The sequence below is a fragment of the Mesorhizobium sp. M0898 genome (assembly GCF_040319695.1).
GTDB lineage: Bacteria > Pseudomonadota > Alphaproteobacteria > Rhizobiales > Rhizobiaceae > Mesorhizobium.
Window position 1 is genome coordinate 1 of record NZ_JAMYOE010000130.1, and the last position, 1,115, is coordinate 1,115.

At 60.5% G+C, this 1,115-nt stretch carries 1 protein-coding gene and 1 pseudogene; both read right to left on the minus strand.

The window, feature by feature from the left end; all coding sequences use genetic code 11:
- A pseudogene (locus NKH90_RS34545) lies at nt 1–332 on the minus strand (hypothetical protein); the annotation flags it as partial.
- 638 nt (nt 333–970) lie between these two features.
- A partial coding sequence (locus NKH90_RS34550) for a DUF3363 domain-containing protein (RefSeq protein WP_352823786.1) occupies nt 971–1,115 on the minus strand: 145 nt, incomplete at its 5' end.

Below are 1,115 nucleotides of genomic sequence, written 5' to 3' on the forward strand. Positions count from 1 at the left end.
CCGAGTACATCATTGACCGCCCCGATCGAGTGGATGGTCACGTCCTCTCCCTCCGGCAGGCGGACGGTCACACATGGAAAGCCGATGCTCTCAACAAGCCTCGTCTCCAGGTGTTGCTGCATACGGCAGAGCTGCCCGGTCAATTTGTGGACTCTCTCCCATTCGTGCCAGAGCGCCAGCGCTGGGTCGGCGAGAGGCATACTCGTGGCTGCGGGCGATCCGCCAGAAGCGCTTTTCTCAAGCCCCAAAGCAGTGGACGTGATCATCCCTCCCGCAAGCACTTCCCTGCGAGTGACGAACGGCGGAGTCGTGGTATTGTCGGAATCACCCATGATCCGAGCTCCTCAGAAGCTTGGGTTGTGGTCAGGCTGGGCACGGTGCGCCAACACCGCGCCTAGCCGCACCTCGGACCATCGGCCCAAGGGTATCGCTGATACCTTTGGATCATATAGGAATGATCTAAAGGGATCAACAGGCTTGGTGACAGCAGGACAGATGCGGGCAGCCCGCGCGTTGATTGGTATCGCCCAGGCGGAGCTTGCTCGCCGTGCGGGGGTATCTGTTCCGACAATTAAGCGCTGCGAAAGCGATGGTAAGAACGGTTCGATTGTATCCGCCGAAACCCAAGCAAAGATTCGTACCGTTCTTGAAGCCGAAGGCGTGGAGTTTACCAATGGCGATCGCCCGGGCGTCAGATTGCGGCGACCCTAGCCGGTTGCTGATCGGTTGAGCGCAAGATTCAGGATCGTTTTCAGCCACGGCCGACGACCGGCATACACAGCCGGCAGTCGCTGCCAGATCAGTGGCAGTCAGCATGACCTCGGGGCAATGTCTCTATGAACAAAAAAACGTCCCGCCAACTGAGGATGATTTTCTGTTCGCCGTGCGCGGCTCGCCGGCCAACGGCACGCTGACGATCTCGGCCCCGCGGCACCGTGACCTACCCGCGGGTGTTTAATGCGCGCTACCCTCACATCCCAATCCCCATGCTGCGTTTTCTGCCGAAGCTCCACTCGATGCCGCCGCCGTTTTGCACGAGGCCGGTGATGTGCTGGCCGATGCGGCCTTCGAGCATCGGCTGCCAGGGCACGAGCCTAAACCCGAGCCCATCGTCC